Source organism: Streptosporangium sp. NPDC002607 (assembly GCF_053592655.1).
Window position 1 is genome coordinate 72043 of record NZ_JBSFWD010000042.1, and the last position, 16031, is coordinate 88073.

At 68.2% G+C, this 16031-nt stretch carries 14 protein-coding genes; 6 read left to right on the plus strand and 8 right to left on the minus strand.

Features of this window, described 5'->3' with window-relative positions:
• Window positions 1–49 precede the first annotated feature (49 nt).
• A complete protein-coding gene (locus ACWD3H_RS35420) occupies window positions 50–2830 on the plus strand; it encodes a WD40 domain-containing protein (protein WP_451958106.1) in 2781 nt (926 codons plus the stop codon).
• A gap of 91 nt (window positions 2831–2921) precedes the next feature.
• Here the strand turns inward: ACWD3H_RS35420 and ACWD3H_RS35425 are convergent, their stop codons facing one another.
• Entirely contained in the window at window positions 2922–5942 is a 3021-nt protein-coding gene (locus ACWD3H_RS35425) for a Tn3 family transposase (RefSeq protein WP_451958107.1), read from the minus strand.
• Between the two features lie 234 nt (window positions 5943–6176).
• Here ACWD3H_RS35425 and ACWD3H_RS35430 point away from each other — a divergent pair, with 234 nt between their 5' ends.
• A complete protein-coding gene (locus ACWD3H_RS35430; protein WP_451958121.1) occupies window positions 6177–6527 on the plus strand; it encodes a tyrosine-type recombinase/integrase in 351 nt (116 codons plus the stop codon).
• Here ACWD3H_RS35430 and ACWD3H_RS35435 read toward each other — a convergent pair.
• The 3 genes from ACWD3H_RS35435 to ACWD3H_RS35445 all read right to left on the minus strand — a co-directional run bounded on the left by ACWD3H_RS35435 (window position 6511) and on the right by ACWD3H_RS35445 (window position 8060).
• Window positions 6511–6684: a hypothetical protein gene (locus ACWD3H_RS35435; protein WP_451958108.1), complete on the minus strand. Its 174-nt coding sequence runs from the start codon at window positions 6682–6684 to the stop codon at window positions 6511–6513. The two genes, ACWD3H_RS35430 and ACWD3H_RS35435, sit on opposite strands and share 17 nt — an antisense overlap.
• 21 nt (window positions 6685–6705) lie before the next feature.
• Window positions 6706–7005, minus strand: coding sequence for a hypothetical protein (locus ACWD3H_RS35440; RefSeq protein WP_451958109.1), 300 nt, complete (start codon window positions 7003–7005; stop codon window positions 6706–6708).
• A 77-nt stretch (window positions 7006–7082) separates the two neighbouring features.
• A complete protein-coding gene (locus ACWD3H_RS35445) occupies window positions 7083–8060 on the minus strand; it encodes a site-specific integrase (protein ID WP_451958110.1) in 978 nt (325 codons plus the stop codon).
• Between ACWD3H_RS35445 and ACWD3H_RS35450 the strand changes: the two genes are divergently transcribed.
• On the plus strand, window positions 8042–8671 hold the full coding sequence (locus tag ACWD3H_RS35450; protein ID WP_451958111.1) for a hypothetical protein: 630 nt from the start codon (window positions 8042–8044) through the stop codon (window positions 8669–8671). The two genes, ACWD3H_RS35445 and ACWD3H_RS35450, sit on opposite strands and share 19 nt — an antisense overlap.
• Window positions 8672–9725: 1054 nt before the next feature.
• Window positions 9726–10805 carry a hypothetical protein gene (locus ACWD3H_RS35455; RefSeq protein ID WP_451958112.1) on the plus strand — a complete coding sequence of 360 codons (1080 nt, stop codon included), beginning with the start codon at window positions 9726–9728 and terminating at the stop codon, window positions 10803–10805.
• 143 nt (window positions 10806–10948) lie between these two features.
• Here the strand turns inward: ACWD3H_RS35455 and ACWD3H_RS35460 are convergent, their stop codons facing one another.
• Window positions 10949–11386, minus strand: coding sequence for a VOC family protein (locus ACWD3H_RS35460; RefSeq protein WP_451958113.1), 438 nt, complete (start codon window positions 11384–11386; stop codon window positions 10949–10951).
• A gap of 171 nt (window positions 11387–11557) precedes the next feature.
• On the opposite strand from ACWD3H_RS35460, the gene ACWD3H_RS35465 reads away from it, so the two are divergent.
• Entirely contained in the window at window positions 11558–11920 is a 363-nt protein-coding gene (locus ACWD3H_RS35465) for a DUF1905 domain-containing protein (protein WP_451958114.1), read from the plus strand.
• A gap of 33 nt (window positions 11921–11953) precedes the next feature.
• On the opposite strand, the gene ACWD3H_RS35470 is transcribed toward ACWD3H_RS35465, so the two are convergent.
• Both ACWD3H_RS35470 and ACWD3H_RS35475 read right to left on the minus strand, forming a co-directional pair.
• Window positions 11954–12955, minus strand: a complete 1002-nt coding sequence (locus ACWD3H_RS35470; RefSeq protein WP_451958115.1) for an N-acetyltransferase family protein — start codon at window positions 12953–12955, stop codon at window positions 11954–11956.
• A gap of 189 nt (window positions 12956–13144) precedes the next feature.
• On the minus strand, window positions 13145–13891 hold the full coding sequence (locus tag ACWD3H_RS35475; protein WP_451958116.1) for a TetR/AcrR family transcriptional regulator: 747 nt from the start codon (window positions 13889–13891) through the stop codon (window positions 13145–13147).
• Window positions 13892–14002: 111 nt separating this feature from the next.
• On the opposite strand from ACWD3H_RS35475, the gene ACWD3H_RS35480 reads away from it, so the two are divergent.
• Window positions 14003–15535 (plus strand): MFS transporter, encoded by a 1533-nt coding sequence (locus ACWD3H_RS35480; RefSeq protein WP_451958117.1) that lies wholly within the window; start codon window positions 14003–14005, stop codon window positions 15533–15535.
• Window positions 15536–15609: 74 nt separating this feature from the next.
• Here ACWD3H_RS35480 and ACWD3H_RS35485 read toward each other — a convergent pair.
• On the minus strand, window positions 15610–16031 hold a 422-nt coding region (locus ACWD3H_RS35485), incomplete at its 5' end, for an aldehyde dehydrogenase family protein (protein WP_451958118.1).

Consider the following 16031-nt stretch of genomic DNA (forward strand, 5'->3'; position numbering starts at 1 on the left):
CCCAGTGATCGACAAGCCGTTCCTCAGTGCGGGTCCCTAGCCTCGCACCATGGACGTCGAAGAGCGGATCGAGAGGTGTCTGAAAGGCTGGTCGAGCGAGCTCGACCTGTCCGGGACCCCTCTGGAGGCGATACCCGAATCGGTCGGCTCCCTCACCGGTTTGAAGGTGCTTCGCATGCGCGGTTGCGAGCTGACCGAGGTTCCGGACTGGGTACGGAACCTCACCGCTCTCACCATGCTCGTCCTGGAGAGCAACCGGTTGACCGCGGTGCCGACGTGGCTGGGCGATCTCACCGATCTCACCTCGCTTTATCTGAGCGACAACGGGCTGAGCGACCTGCCCGAGTCGCTGGGCCGCCTCACCGAACTCAGGGAACTCGCCGTGAACGAGAATCGGCTGACCACGCTCCCCGAGTCACTGAGCGGCCTCACCAGGCTCGCCCGGCTTGAACTGAGCGACAACGAGCTGACCGACCTGCCCGAATGGCTGGGCGGTCTCTCCGCGCTGGTCTGGCTCGATGTGCGCGGCAACGGCCTCACGTCCGTACCTGAACGACGCCGGAAGCTCGCCCCGGCCGAGGCTGCTCTTCGCGCGCTCAGCGACGAACTGCGCGCGCTGCGCCGAAGGAGCGGCCAGCCGAGCGTGCGGGAGCTGGCGTCGCGGATCAATGAGCTTCCCAGCGTCGTGCACACGGTGCTGCACTGCCGGTTTCTGCCGAGCTGGGCGCAGGTCGAGGACCTCGCGCGGGCGCTGGACGGGCAGGCCGAGTCGCTGCGGCCACTGTGGAGGGCCGCCTATGAGGCATCCCCCGAACGTGCCGTGGTCGACGGGCTGTACCGGCCGTTTGGTGGCGACCCGCGCACCGGCCGAGGCCGGCCAGCGGATCCGATCATGGTCGACTACGACATCGTCCCTGGGCCGGTGGTGCCGGACGGCCCGGGCCTGGAGTATCTGCTCGGCGGGATCGCCCCCCATCCGGGCGGTGTCCACGCCTTGGCCTACCATCCTGACGGCCACCTGCTGGCCACCGCCAACGACAGTCGGGAGGTGTGGTTGTGGGACGCGGATCTCTACGAGGCCGTCACCGGCGCGCTGACCGGGCCCACCCAAGACGTCACCCATCTGGCCTTTCACCCCCACGGCCACCTGCTGGCCGGCGCCGGCGCGGACGGCACGGTGTGGCTCTGGGACGTGGCCACCGGTGACCCCGCCGCGGTCCTCACCTCCGACAACGGCCATGAGGGCGACATCACGAAGATCGCCTTTCACCCCGACGGTCACCTGCTGGCCAGCGCCGGCGCGGACGGGACGGTGTCGGTGTGGCACCTCGACAGCGGCCGACCGGCCATGGAGCCCTTCGCCTGTCATACCGGACCCGTGTGGGCAATGGCCTTCCACCCCGACGGCCGGGCACTGGTCACCGCCGGCCGCGACCTCGCGGACGAAACCACCGCGACGCTGCGGTGGCACGATCTGAGCACCGGCGCCTCCGACACTCGCCTCCTGGCAGGTCAAGACATCCGCGACGCCGTGGCGGTCTTCGATCCCGACGTCACCCGGCTCGCCACAGCCGTACCGCAGCGGTACAAGACGCCGGCACCCCGACGGTCCTACACCAGCCTGGTGCGGTTGTGGGACACGGCCACCGGCGAGCCCGCCGGCGACCCGTTCCAGTCCGTCGTCGAGAGGGTCTGGGCACTGGCCTTCCACCCCGACAGCAGGCTACTGGCCATCGGCGGCTACAAGCACTCCATCGTTAACCATCGGTTGCAGCTGTGGGATCCGGTCACCGGCGCCTACCGGCTCCTGTCCGGTAGGTGCGATCAACCCGAACATGCCTACACACTGGCCTTCCATCCCGACGGCCAGGTCCTGGCACACGGCGATTACGAGGCCAGAAACGGCGTCCAGTTCTGGACCACCACCGCCAAACCGGTCGGCGCCCCTCTCCTGCACACCAATTCGGTGCCGCAGCTGTTCTTCCATCCCGACGGCCGGTCGCTGGCCACCGCGTGCTACGCCCAGGCGCTGAGGTTGTGGGATCCGGCCACCGGCGAACCCCTCAAGGCCCCACCCACCCCGGAGCTCGCCGACGTGGCTCTCGGGCCAGGCGGCCACCTGCTGGCCACCTCCGACACCGAAGGGGTGGTACGGCTGTGGGACTGGCTCACCCACGAGCCCGTCGGCACCCCCATGGCCGGCCACAGCATCGACAACCTCGGCATGTCCGAAACGATGATCGCCTTTCACCCCGACGGCCACCTGCTGGCCACCACCGACTTCACCTTCTCCCCAATCACCGGCTACCACGGGATCGTGTGGTTGTGGGACGTGGCCACCGGCGAGCTGGCCGACTTCTTCACCACCGACCCCGTCACGCAGATCGCCTTCCATCCCGGCGGGGAGCTGCTGCTCTACACCACCCCCAACGGGACAATGATCCGGTATCTGGCCACCGGCGAACTCATCTGCGACCCACTCCCCAGCGGGCCGATCGCCTTCCACCCCGTCAGTCATCTACTCGCCACCAACGAGCACGGCGCGGTGCGGTTGTGGGATCCGTTCACCGGCGAACGTGTCGGCGCTCCCCTCACCGGCGACGTCGACGCCTGCGCGATCGCCTTCCACCCTGACGGCGAAATGGTGGCCACCGGCCACGACGACGGCACACTACGGCTGTGGGACATGGCCACCGGTGGACTTCTGGGTGCTCCCCTGGCCGGACATCACAGACGTATCGAAGCGCTGGCCTTCCACCCCGACGGCAATCTGCTGGCCAGCTCCGGCGTGGACGGGGCGGCACGTCTGTGGATCCGCCGAGAGGGCTGACGCCGAGACCTTGGCCGCGACCGCCTGGGCGGGTACGACGCTGCGCGTGGCCAAACCTCAGATTGTGAGCACAACCGGGTCCGGTTCCGATTCAGGCGGCGAGGTCAAGAACGGTGAAGTCGACCTCCCTGAGTTCAGGGTTGAACGCCTCAGGCTCCACCCCGATCTCGTCGGTGGCATAGGCGCCGAACCGGCGGATGTGGGCGCGCAGGTAGGGCGAGATTGCGCCGAGCTCTTCGGCGGTGATGGGCCAGCCTTCGGCGATTAGGCCGCGCACCACGTCCATCAGGTCTAAGGCGTTGTGGAAGATGACCAGGTTGGCCAGCAGCGTGTTGAGCTTGATCAGTTTTTCCTGCTCGTCGGGGTCGTTGTGGGCGATCACGCCGTTGTTGCCGAACCCGAGCCACTGGGAAAAGGCGTTGTAGGTCTCGACCTTGTTGGCGGCCGCGGTGACGCGGGCGCGCAGCGCCGGATCAGCCAGGTAGCGCAGCAGTGCCACCGTGCGCACGCTGCGGCCGACCTCGCGAAAGACCTTGTAGATGCGGTTCTTGCGAGAGTTGGAGCGCAGCCGCCGCATCAAGGTGGCCGAGGACAGACGGCCCTCGCTGATGGAGATGGCCACCTGCATCAGGTCGCGCCAGTGCCGCTCGATCAGCTCCCAGTCGATCACATTGCGGCCGTGTTCGCCGAACAGCTCGTCGATGTGCGGGTAGATCAGCTGCGGGCCGGCCCGGAAGAAGATCAGATCCTTGAAGTTGCGGATACGCGGCATCAGGTCGAACCCGAACAGCGTGGCCAGGGCGAAGACCGGCGTCGACTGGCCCTGGGTGTCGGCGTGCACGGTGGTCGGCTGCACCTCGGAGGTGTTGGCCAACAGGCCCTCGATCAGGTGCACCGCCTCCCACACCCCGCACGGGATGAACCGGGAGAACAACGCGACATAGGTGTCGGAGATGTAGTGGTAGGCGATGCCGCCCACCCCGCCGTACCGGATGGACGTCTCGGCCAGCAGGTTGTCGATGTAGGTCTCCACCTGGGTGCCGTCGGAGGCCACCGCGCTGCCGTCCCCCCACGCCTTGACCACGTCCAGTTCGGCAAAAGCGTTGACGACGCAGGCGATCGCGGCGTTCAGCTTGGCGAGGTCGATGTGGCGGTTGCGCACCATCGACAGCTCCCGGGTCGAGATGCCGGACAGGTGCTTGGCCGCCTCGTACGGGCCGACGTTGATGCCGCCGGTGAACACCGCCAGCGAGTACCGGCCCAGCGGATCTTTGATCTTCGGGTCCGAGCCGGACGCCGGGCCGAAGTGGTGGTGCCAGCCCAGCCAGTGCGCGGTACGCGCCACGATGGACAGCAGCGAGCGCTCGGGCATGCGCCGGGCGATCGCCTCGGCCAGGTCCTCGGCGGCCTTGGGGGCATCAGAACCGCGGCGCCGCTTGAGCGCGGGCGCCCCGTCCTCAGTGATCGTCAGATCGGTGTTGTCGGCGTATCCGGCGTCCAGACGCGCGGCCGCTGCCAGGTGAGCGCCGCGCAGGTGCTCGACGAAGCCGGCCGCGGTAGGCGGCAGCCCGACCTGGGCGCAAAACCCCTCCAGCAGCGGCTCGCACTCACCCCACGACAGCAGGTTGGCGCTCCAGTCGGCGTACTCATTCGAGCCGATCACCGCGATGTCGCCGGTGCGCAGCTCCTCGGCCAGGTAGGTGAACACCATCACCTCGAAATGCCGCCGCACCACCATCCCCGCCTGGCGGCGGTCAGTGATGGCGCGCCGCCAGTTGCCCGAGGCGAACATGATGCCCGACTCAAGGCCGCCCCCGCCGACCGGTGGCGGCAGTGGGATGAAGTCGCGCCGCTTGGCCTCATGAGCGCGAGCGTGCTCCAGCGCCACCAGCACCGAGTCATCGCGGGAGGTGGCCTTCAGCTCCAGCTTGGCGACCAGGTCGAACATCACCGCCCGGTCCCGCTTGAAGAACCGGTGCGCCAAAACCTCATAGTTGTCACCGTGGAAGGCCGACACCTCCTCGATGTCGGCCAGCTGGGAGGTGAACCCGCCGGCCTGGCGCACCGCGGCGACCGCTCGGGCCGCGCCCTCGCCCGGTGTGGGGCCGTCGGGGTCGAGATGTTCCAGCACGGTGCGGTAGGTGCCGATCAGCCGCTCGCTGACCGTGCGCTGGCGCTGGCGGATCTCCTCCAGCGCGGCCTTGGCCTTCTTCAGGTTCGCCGCCACCCGCTTGCACAACATCTCGGCCAGGTCGTCACGGGCCCGCATCCGCGCGGTGTGCAGCAGGCACGCCAGCAGCGCCACCTGTTTGACCGGCTCATAGCGCGACAAGGTGTCGGCGTCCTGAGCAGCGGCCTCACCTGCGAAATCAGCGATCTTGGTGGGGGCGATGCCCTCCAGCCACGCCCCGGTCTCGCCCAGGGCCTCGATCTCCTCCAGGTAGTCGGCCTGCTTGCGAAACCTCGCCCAGCTCGCCCGCTGCGCCGGTTTCTTCAGCCGGTTGAACAGCGTCCGGCCATCCGGCCCCATCGTGGTCAGCAGAGCCCCGATGCGCTCCCGGCCATCAGGCCCCATCCGCTCGACCACGCGGGCAAACATCTCGGCGTTGACCCACGCCCGGATGGTCGTGGCCATCGCATCCAGTGTGGTGAACCCCGGCAGCTCCAGCGAGGCCTCGATAAGGCGCTCCAGCGCCACGTTGATCAGATCCGGCGGGTTGTTCTTCGCCAGTGCCGCCTTCTCCATGGCCTCGGCGGCGATGTCCCGGGCCCGGTCCTTGTCGTAGGTCACTCCTTGACGAGCTCGGATCTTCTTACGGTGCCATTTGGCCGTGCTCGTGGCCCCATGATCGGGCTCGATGCCGTCGGCCAACTCCAGGCAGCGCCGCACATGCTCGACAACGGCCTCGGGAACCTCCTGCGGAGAAGGGAAGCACGCCATCTTCTGAAAACACTTCAATGCCAGCACCAGCGCGAACAGCGCCTCGGGACTTCTGGCCAGTTCCTGAGCCCAGGCGATCTCCTCGGCCGTCGGGGTGAAGAACACATGCAGCACCCGCACCGAGGTCAGGCGCTTGAACTGTGGGTAGGCGGTCCGCTCGATCGACGTCACCGGCGAGCCCTTTCCGGTTGATCATCTCCAGAACCCGCACACCATAGCGACAGATGATCACAACGCGTCCCACGATTCACCAAACCGTAACTAAACCAGCACAGATGGTCACATCTCGGCTGTCATCACGCCCTCTGACCAGCCCTATTAGCCCTTTCCGGCTTACTTGGTCTGCCCCCCCGCAAGGGCAGGCTGCGCCTGTACGGCAAAGGCGGCAAGTTCCGCGAGGTCGACATCCACCCCAAGCTCCGCAGCGAGCTGCAGCTCTGGCTGGATGAACGCCCCAACTGGCCCCGCGCTGGCGACAACCCAGCCCTGTTCCTCAACGCCAAGGGCGGACGGCTGAGCGCCCGCGCCGCCGGCGGCATCATCGCCGAGATCGCTCAGAACGTTGGGCTGGATGATCCCACCACGGCGCACGTCCTGCGCCACACGCTCGCCACCACGCTGGTCCGTGGCAAGACCGACCTGGTCCTGGTCGCCGAGATTCTTGGCCACGCCCGGTTGGAGACCACCCGCCGGTACAGCCTGCCGTCCGACAAGGACAAGGAAGACGCCCTCAAGCTGATCACGGTTGACCGCTGACCGCCCGCCTGCCTGCAGAAACGGGCGTCAAGATCGACTCATGGCCGGTTTTACCTGTATCTCGGCTGGACCCGTAGGTCAGCAGCGTCACCTCCGCCGCGAGGAGCGCGGCGGTCAGGTCGTCACCGAGATCGGGTACCAGGATGGTCTTCACCATGTCGGTCTCCTTCGGGAGATGTCAGGTCAGGGAGGCGGCAGAGGTGGGGAGGTCGTCCAGCACCGCTGGGGCGGCGGTGGTGTCGTCGTGCTCGCGCAGCATGCGCAAGACGGTTGCCGTTGAGGGGTGCTGGCCCTTCTTCTTGCCCTTGGTGATGACCAGCCGGGAGGCGATGTCGCGCAGGCTCAGGCCTTGCTTGCGCAGCTGCAGGGCCATCGAGAGCATGGCGTCATCGGTGACAGCGGCGCCGCCGATGGTCTTGCCGCGGGTGCGGGCGCTCTCGTGGCCTTCCAGGGTGCACTCGCGCTCCATCCCACTCAAGGCGGCCAGCACGGTGAAGACAATGCCGGAGGGATCGTGGGTGCCTTGCAGCTCACTGGTGAGGAACTCCAGGGACGCTACAGGCCGGCTTTGCCCATGGGGTTGTCCTTCCAGCGGTCGACGGCGCGGACGTAGCCGTGCACGGTGGGGGAGGTGGGCTTCCACCGGCCCTGTTCGGCGATTTTTCCGGTGGGCACGTTCGCATCGGCCAGGGTGGTGGCGCCGCCGGCGCGTAGCCCGTGTGCGCTGTAGCGCTCGGCGTCGGCCAGACCGGCTCGCAGTGCGGCGTCCTTGACGATGGTGTTCAGCGTGACGCCGGAAAGGCGCAGTCCGCCGCGGCCGGCCCAGCCGGGGGTGCCGCCGATGCGGCCGAAGCGGTCGAAGCGGTCGATGGGGCGCAGCAGCGCCCCGGTGGTGATGCCGTGCTCGTGCAGCACGGCCAGCCAGGCCTGCACCGAGCGGACCGGGCAGGTGGAAAGGTGTGAGCCGTAGGGGACCGCGACGATCTGCCCGGCGGCGTCCTGGTCGGTTTTGCTCATCGGGATGAACACCTCCAGGCCTTGGCGCGGGAAGGTGAGGTGGTCGCAGTCGATGGCGGCGAGCTCGCTGCGTCGGCCCATCAGGGCGAAGCCGAGCACCAGCGCGGCCCGGTCCCGGATGCCGGTGGGTGTGTCGTCGGGGGTGTGTTCGATGAGGCTGCGCAGGATGTCGATGGTGATCGGCGGGGCCTTGCGCACCGTGTTGCCCGCCTTGGTGCTCCAGGTGCGGCGGTAGGCGCGCAGCGCGTCGCGGGCGGCGGTGGTGTGCGGTCTGGGCAGGCCCGCCTTGCCGTGCGCGGACGATACGCAGGCCAGCGCCTGGTCGATGCTGGCCGGGGCCAGGCCGCGCCCGGCCAGCTCGGCGACGAAACTGGCCAGGGTGGCGCCGGTGGCCGGCAGCGGGGTGCGACCGGTGGCGGTGCACCAGGACAGGTAGCCGGCCCAGACGCGGGCGTAGGCGCGGGTGGTGTTGGCCGCCGGAGCCGCGGCGATCAGCCGTGCCGCCTCCTCGGTCACCTGCTCGTCGGCTGGCCGCCGAACGCGCCGCGGCCGCTGAGCGCGCTACCCGGCGCATCACCTCCGAACGCGACGCCCTGCAGGGCGTCCTGGACGCCGAACGCCGTCAGGCCGCCACCGCGGCCGGCGACCACGACCGGCAGATCGCCACCCTGCAAACCGCGCTGGCCGACCGCACCGCCGATCTCGATCAGGCCCGCATCGACCTGAAAGTCGCAGGTAGCCGTACCGAGCGTGCCGAGACCGACTGGCAGAAGGCACAGCAGGACGCTGAGGTGGCCCGCGCCGAGACCGGCCGGGTCCGCGAGGAACTCACCGCGCACATCACCCGGCTGAAGGAGAAGCTCGCCACCGAACGCGAGGACCTGCGGCAAACCCGAATTCAACGCGATGAGGCACGCACCGCGACCGCAGTGGCCGACGCCCGACTGGAGGCCCTGCAGCAGGCACTGGAGCAAACCGAACACCGCGCCCAGGCCGCCGAGCAGCGCGAAGAGGCCGCCCAGCAGACAATCAGCCGTCTCCTCGCCCTCCAACCAGTCCCGGAGACCGCTCCGGCTGAGGGCCCGGGCGGCACCGCGCCTCGTGAGGACTTCCCTGAGCGCCCCTGAGACGCGCACGCCCATGCGCCGCAGCGGCCAGCGACGCCGGAAAACGCCTCTCTGAACGCCATCTCCCGCCCCCGAGGTGCAGGCATCGAACCGGCCGGGCGAAGAGACTGAGCGCTGAACCCAGAGCAGACGATCGTGGAGAGGGACCGTTGCCGCCAACACGGTCGGCTACTGGCGCGACAGCGCCGTACGCAAAGTCGATCTTTGATCCGTCCCCGACACGAGGGGAAACCACCGAAGGCGTGCTACTGACATCTCGATGACAACAGCACTGACACCCCATGGCAAAACCACAGGTCAGGCCGCCGATGAGGAATGTCAGTACGTGGCAAAGTGACACGACTCGTCAGTCGAGTGTGGCCGAAAAGCGGCGCCGGGGCACGTCAAAGGCCCCTCAGCAGGCCGCATGGGAGGCTGCTCGTGGAGGGGGAGAACGCGGCGTGCGCACAACGGCAGGCTCACGTCAAAGCAATGGGCTTGCCGGAGAACAAGGCTCGTAGCTGGGAAAACTACCTGCGTCCCGGGATCTTCACCGAGTGGATCAGGCGAGGCTTAGTGATCTTGCCGACACGAGGTGGCAAATCCACTGACATCAACTGGCATTACGCCAGGACAACTTCATGGCAGTTTGCAGCCGAAGGCCGCCAGCGTGACAACACATCCTGTGCAACGCCGACATGTACCCCGCAGACGCCTCCTGCGGCGTGCCCGGCCTCAGAGAAGATCACCACAGGTGATCATCGGCAGCCGAAAAGTGCCCTGACCTGCGCGCCGACACCTCATGCAGATTTCTACTGACATCTCGCTGCAGATTTGCAGGCCTCACAGATCCTAACTTGCGGGAATTCACATTCCCGGTAGTTACCTTCGTGCGAGGTAGACGCAACGGATCTTATTTATTGATTTTTAATTTCTGGAAAATCAAAGATGCTACGCTGAGGTCATGCAAGAGTCAGGCGCGGTGACGCCGTGTAAGCACTGCGGGACACCGATCGAACAAAAACCCGGGCGGGGGCGGCCAAGGGCGTACTGCGCGCAGGGGGACTGCCAGGCGGTGGCCAAGCGCGAACGCGAGATGCGGCGGGCGACGCCGGGACTTGAGGGGGCGCTGGCCAGAGCCGAGGAGTTCTATGAGCGCATGGAGAAGGGAATGATCGCGGCGATAGCGCCGCTGGCGCAGGTGCTGTCCGAAGAGCTGAGCCCTGCGGGGGTGGAGGCCAAGGTGAGCGCGGTACAGGCCGAGGCGCACACCCGGGTGGCGATCGCGCGCACCGAGCGGGAGCAGGCCTTCGAACAGGTACGGCTGGCACGCGAGGCCTCCGAGCACGCCCGGCGCGAGCGGGATGCGATGACGCTTCAGGTGGAGGAGGCCAACGCCGAACGTGACATCGCGCTGGCCGACGCAGAGACCGCCAGGGAGCAGGCGCTGGCCGCCCTGCACGAGGCGGCCGCCACCGAACGCCAGGCCAAGCACGCCGAGCAGGAGGCCAGACGCAGAGCCGAGCAGGCCGAGCGGGCTCGCGACGCCGCGGTACGGGAAATGGCCGAGCGGGTGGAGGCCGCCGAGGCCGAGGTGCGCGCGGCCCGGGCGCAGGCCGTACAGGATCAGCGGCAGGCCGAACAGGCGCGCGTGGAACGAGATCGGGCACACCAGGCGGCGGGGGAGGCCGAGGAGGCCAGAGCCCAGGCCGAACGGGCCGCTGTGGCCGAGGCCGCCCGAGCCCAGGCGATCGAGGCCGAGCGGGATCGGGCGATGGCGCGGGCCGACGCCGAGGCCCGGGCGCGTGGCGAGGCCGCAGCCGAGACCTCTGAGGCACGCGCCCAGGCCGCCCGGGCGCAAAAACAGGCGGCCGAGGCGGAGAGACGGACGGCACGACAGCTGGCCGAAACCGACAGGCGCGCGGCCAAGGAGATCGCCGAGGCACGTGAGCACGCCGCGGCGCAGGTGAACAAGGCGCAGACCGAACGCGACGAGGCGCGAATGCAGCTCGCCATGGAACAGATGCGGCTGTCCGACCTGCGCGAGCAGGCGCAGGCGTTGCGCGCCGAGGCCGCCCAGCTACGAGAGCGCGCGGTTACCGCAGAGTTGCGGGCCGGCCTGGACCGGCCTGATCAGACCCCACCCGAACCGTGACCCCCCGGGCGACGCACGCCGGCTTCCCGGTGAGGTGCTCCAGAGATTCCGGACACAGGTGGACCAGAGGAGGGTGGCCGACGGCAGGACCGCCCTTTCCGCGGCCACGTTCAGGGCGCCTGGCGGCATCTCGCGGCGTGTGCCTACCGCGACGCGAGTGCCAGGACTACCTGCCACGGCTGGGTGAATCGCAGCATATTGCCGGAGGGATCGAGGAAGGCACAGTCGTGGACACCGTCGGGCTGGTTGATCGGTTCTCGCATCACTTCCGCGCCCGCTGCCTCGATGTGCTCGAAGGTGGCGTCGCAGTTGTCGGTCACGAAGACAAGACGGCCCAGCAGGCCCTTGGCCATCAGGTCCTCGATCGCCTGCCGGTCGGCCGGCGAGGCACCCGGGTCCGCGCCGGGCGATTTGAGGAAGATCTGCACGTCCGGCTGCGACAGCGGGCCGACGCGTACCCACCGCATCCCCTCGAATTCGACGTCATTGTGTACCTCAAAGCCGAGCACGTCACGGTAGAAGCCGAGCGCATCGTCAACGTCGTGGACGGCGAGAGTGCAAGACGACAGCTTGAGATTCATGCCGGTCACGCTACGGATCGGTCGGGGGGTATGGCTCATTGCCGCTCCTTGTCGTTGGCGCTAAGAAAGACGATGTCGAGGTCGCGGAGCCTCGGTGAGGAAAGTGGGACCGGTATTCGGGGCAGGGCGGGCTGGATCCGCAGTGAGCCGGCAAGATAGCGAGAGCAGATCATGAAGTTTCGAGCCTACGTCGAGCCTGCGGAGCCCATGAGAGGGCTGGAAGTTCCCGAAGAAGTTGTGGAGGCACTCGGTGGAGGCGGGCGGCCGAGGGTGACCATCACGATCAACGGGCATTCATGGAAGAGCAGGGTCGCCATCATGCGCGGCCGCTACCTGCTCGACCTGAGCAACGCCAACCGGCAAGCCCCCGGTGTCGTGACCGGCGACGAGGTCGAGGTGGAATTCGATGCCGAGCCTCCTGTCGTCGTCGAGCCCGCGCCTTGGACGCCGACCCGGTCGCCCGCGCTGCCTACGACCGCCTGGCCTACAGCCACAAGCGCGAGCACGTGCTCGCTGAGGTCCACGTCCCGGTGACGACGGCGCAGCGGTTGCTCGGGATCGAGCGGATCAACGGGATGGCGGTGGACGCCTCCGGGCCCGATCGTTGCCGATGGGCGGGGTCGACATCTCCACGAGCAGGCGTTCACGAACAAGGTGGTAGCCGACCGCCCGATTCACGGCGAGCATCGACGTGTTCTCGTGGTTCACCGTAACCGTGACCGACTCGACCTTGGGAAACAACTCATGCAGGCGCAGTGTCTGCCGGGCCTTCATCCAGCGGGCCAGCCCGCCGCCCCTGTGCCCAGGCAGCACCGCGGTGTCGTGCTGATCAGCCACCGTCGCTCCCGAACCCGGGACCGTGGTTACCGTGGCACCGACGACCTCGCCCGAGGATGAGTGAACCACCGCGCAGACGAGCAGATGCTGCCCGTCCGTCCCCGCCTCCCACGCACGGACCGCCGCGGTGTCCCAGGCCCGAGACGCCATCTGCAGCGCGGCACCCGGCGCGTCGAGCACATGGCCCATCACCCGCCCGAACGAGGACACCCATTCCGCGGGCGCCGCGCTCCGCCAGGACACCACCCGGTAATCCGGGTGAGGGGCCATCGCCAGCTCATAGCAGCGCTTCAGCACGTCCTGATCGAGTCGCTGCTCATGCAGTTCCAGCCGCAACACCACTCGCCACCCGCGAACGAACGGCTCACCAGGCGGTCCCGCCAACACCGTCGCCTGAACCCGCTCCATACCCGCATCCGCCACAACGCGAGCGAGCAACTCCGACCCGACGCCCCTGCATCGCGCCGATGGCGCCACGAACAGGCGAAGAAACCCGATCGCAGGATCATGCTGCTGCGGCCGCACCTCCGCCACCCCGCAGATCCGCCCAGCCTGACGAGCCGCCCACCGCCGCGCACCGCCCCCAACCTCGGCGCGCAACCGCTCGGCCAACGCACCGGATTCAACCGCCCCGCCGGACAGCTCCGCCTGCCCCTCCCTGAACACCCGGCACCAAGCATCCAGATCACCCTCACCGGACTCCCGAGCCTCGAACACCTCAATTGCCAGCAAGTCCGCAACCTCTCTTGAGGAGTCGTCGATCGGCCGACTCCGGCCCGTCGATCACCAACCGGTCCCCGAACTCCCGGCGGCCACCGGGGCAGCCGCATTCGCGCACCGAAGCCGGCCCCTTCAGCGACCTCTCCCGGATAATCCGCTCGGACTCGGCCATCTCAGTGAAGACTCGAACCGGCGCCATGGCTAGCGCATGTGCTGTGCGGTGGCCAGCAGGTCGCGCACGGTGACGATGAGTCCGTGCATGGTGTGCTCGAACGCCTCGTCCACGGTCATCAGGGGAGCGGCGGCGACCGCTTCGCGCAGGTGTGGCACGGCGAGGCCGGGATGTGCCTGCAGCCAGAGCCGCGGGACGGGAGTGTGCTGCATGACCGGCTCGCCCCGGTCCTGGCGGTAGTCCACGAGCAGGACGAACGCGAAGACGCGTAGCGCGAGATCGCGGTGCACGATCTGAGCCTCGGCGATGTCCAGCCCGATGGTGCGCAGCATGCCGAGGAAGGCGTCGGTGTGGACAAGGCGGTCTTGGCCGATCGCGAGGTCGTCGATCTGCTCGTCCAGCGACACCAGCAGAGCGCGTGGATAGCGCCGGTAGACCGCGCGCAGCGCGGCGCCGTACTCGCAGATGCTGCGTTCCCAGTCCTCGGGGTCCGGCCGCGGGGCCGGCCATTGCTCGGTGAACAGCTGAACCGCGCGAGCCACGATCTCGCTGCGGTCATCGACGTAGTTGTAGAGGGCTCGCACCGTCACGCCGAGATGCTCGGCCAGTAGCCGCATGGTCACCGTCCGGAAGCCGTGAACACCGGCGAGGTCGAGCATCGTCTGGGCGATGAGGTCTTTGGTCAGGGTCGGCCGACCCTTGCGCGTGAGCGGCCGCCGGCGCCGGTGTGGGCTGTCGGTGCTGGTGGCGTCGGCCTTGTCGGGATCGTGGGGCACCGTCCGAGCATAACCGCCGTTAAACTTCACACATCGTTGACTTTAACGCCCGGTTTGCGCCACCCTCACTTAGGTGAGCCTTACCAACACGCATCTCCCCGGATTTCTCCGATGACCCCGCCGGCCGCTCGGGGTCGCGCGATTCTCGGCCTGGTCATCGCCGGCACCGCGCTGGTCGTGATCGACATGACGATCGTGACCATCGCCCTGCCTGCGATCCAAGCCGACCTCGGCGGAACGCTCGCCGGCATCCAGTGGGTGATCATCGGATACATGATCACCATGGGTGCGGTGACCCAGGTCGCGGGAAGCCTCTCCGACCGCATCGGCCGACGCCGCATCTACCTGCTCGGCATCGCCCTGTTCACCGCCGCGTCGCTCGTCTGCGGCGCGGCGCCGACCACCACGCTGCTCGACCTTGCCCGCGCCGTACAGGGCATCGGCGGCGCCATCTTGATGGTCAACGCACTTCCCCTGCTCTCTCAGCACCTGGAGGGGGAACGGCGCAACATGGCCATCTCCACCTGGGGCAGCGCGGCGACCGCGGCCGGCCTGATCGCCCCGCTGCTGGGCGGCGCCCTCGTCGACGCGCTGAGCTGGCGTGCGATCTTCCTGATCAACATACCGATCGGTGTCGCGGCCTTCGTGATCTGCCTGCGAACACTTCCCGCCGACGTCTCCGGCCGGGCCGCTCACGGCCGGATCGACTGGGCGGGCACCGCGCTGCTGATCGTCTCACTCGCCCTGGCCAACCTGGCGCTGCTTCGTGGCGAGGACCAAGGCTGGGGATCGGCGGCGACACTGACGCAGCTCACGGTCGCGGCCGTCCTGCTCGCCGCCTTCCTCCTTCTCCAATCCCGGGCCGGTGCGCCCACCTTGGACGTCGCCCTGTTCCGCAGGCCCGCCTTCACCGGCGCCGCCCTGGCGGTCTTCATCTCCCGCGTCCTGACCATCGGCGGCACGGTCTACTTCGTGCAGTACTTCCAGGGGTCGTTGCACCTGAACCCCACGCAGAGCGGCCTGCTACTGACGCCCGTCTTCCTCGCCCAGATGGCAGCGGGCATGCTCGGAGGCAAACTCCTGAGCCGATTCCCCTCCGGCCACGTCATCGCCAGCGGCTACGCCTGCAAAGCGGTCGGCGCCACCTTACTGGCACTGGCCTTCACTCCGACCATCTCACCGTGGCTCCTGACCGTCCCCCTGCTTATCTGGGGCATCGGCGGCGGCATCGCCGGCGCACCCGTGATGGCCGTCGCCATGAACGTCACCGACAAAGAACGAGCCGGTATGGTCGCCGGAACGATCACCAGCCTGGCCTCCATCGGAGCCGGCATCGGCACCGCCGTCCTCGGCGCCATCTACACCACCCGCATCGCCGACATCGTCGCCACCGGACCGTCCCTGCCCGCCGCGTCACGCGAGGCCGTCATCGCCGCCGCCGCCAATGGCGATATCCAACGCGTCCTCGACCTCACCCCCGCCACCGCCCGCGCCACCATCGAAGACCTCCTCAGCAACGCCATCGCCTCCGGCGCATCGGCCGTGCTCTACAGCTCCGCAGGCCTGGCCGTCATCACCATCGCGCTGGTGCTGACCCTCATTGGCAAACGCGACCTCCCGCAACCCGCAGCAAGCGGGCAGTAGGGGGTTGACGAGCATCCGAATGAAAAGTCGCGTTAGCGAGCCACCCAAGCGCGGCTTGGCGTGACATTCCGCTCCTAGCCGTTGGTGGGGAAGCCGAGGTTGACGCCGCCGTGGCTCGGGTCGAGCCAGCGGGAGGTGACGACCTTGCCCCGGGTGTAGAAGTGCACGCCCTCGGTCCCGTGGACATGGGTGTCACCGAAGAGCGAGGACTTCCAGCCACCGAAGCTGTAGAAGGCCATCGGCACCGGGATCGGCACGTTGATACCGATCATGCCGACCTCGACCTCGTTCTGGAAACGCCGGGCCGCGCCCCCGTCGTTGGTGAAGAGCGCGGTGCCGTTGCCGAACTCACCACCGTTGATCAGCTCCAGGCCCTCCTCATAGGAGGAGACCCGGACGATCGCCAGGACCGGACCGAAGATCTCCTCGGTATGGACCCGCGAGCCGGCGGGCACATGGTCGAGCACCGTGGGCCCCAGCCAGAAACCAGGACTCT